Origin of the sequence: Mycobacterium sp. E796 (genome assembly GCF_001672815.1) — a bacterium.
Taxonomy (GTDB): domain Bacteria; phylum Actinomycetota; class Actinomycetes; order Mycobacteriales; family Mycobacteriaceae; genus Mycobacterium.
Map to the genome: position 1 here is coordinate 1 of NZ_LZKK01000197.1, position 804 is coordinate 804.

Below are 804 nucleotides of genomic sequence, written 5' to 3' on the forward strand. Positions count from 1 at the left end.
GGCACCGGCGTCGATCCAGATGGTCGTCTTGGAAGGCGAAAACGCCGATGGCGCAACGGTAGACGAGAAGGAGTTCGCCGTCGCCGCCTCCGACGATTCGCCGACCGTCAGCGCGTCCGATCGCGCGATCGCCGCCATCCTGGGCACCCGCGACGACACGGTCGGTGCCGGCATCGAACTGTCCGCCGTCGGGGTGGCCTGCACCGACCAGCTTGAAGCGAAGGCGGTGCGCGATGCGCTGGCCGCCCACAAGCTTGAGAACGTCATCCTGGTGTCGACGTTTCTTGCCGCGGCATCATTGACCCAATCCGTCGGTGGCGCAATGGGTTACGAGCGCACCGCGGTGCTTTTCGTCGAGCCCGACACCGCGACTCTGGCGGTCGTCGAGACCTCCGACGGGTCCGTCGCCGATGTCCGGACAGAATCCTTGGACGACTCGTCCGGGGAGTGCGCCACCGCGAAGCTGATGGAGATGGTCGGCGGGCTCGCCGAGTCGCCAGACGGCCCGGACGGCCTATTCGTGGTCGGCTCCGGCGTCGATGTCGCCGCGATCAAGCCGTGGCTGGAAGAGGCGACGCCGCTGAGCGTGAGCACCCCGGAAGAGCCGGAGACGGCGCTGGCCCGTGGGGCGGCCCTGGCGTCCGCCAACGCGCCGTTGTTCGCGTCGTCGACCGCCGCGCTGGCCTACGCACAAGATCCGGGCACCGGTGCGCTCGACGCGAGTACCCTGCCCGAATACCTGCGCATCGCCGATGCCGAGGCGGACGGCGACGAATTCGCTTATAGCGCAGTGGAAGACGACGA

The 804-nt window shown here is 68.4% G+C and carries 1 pseudogene; it reads left to right on the top strand.

The annotated features are described in order from the left end of the window. Positions 1–804: pseudogene (locus A5706_RS33640) on the top strand (hypothetical protein); the annotation flags it as partial.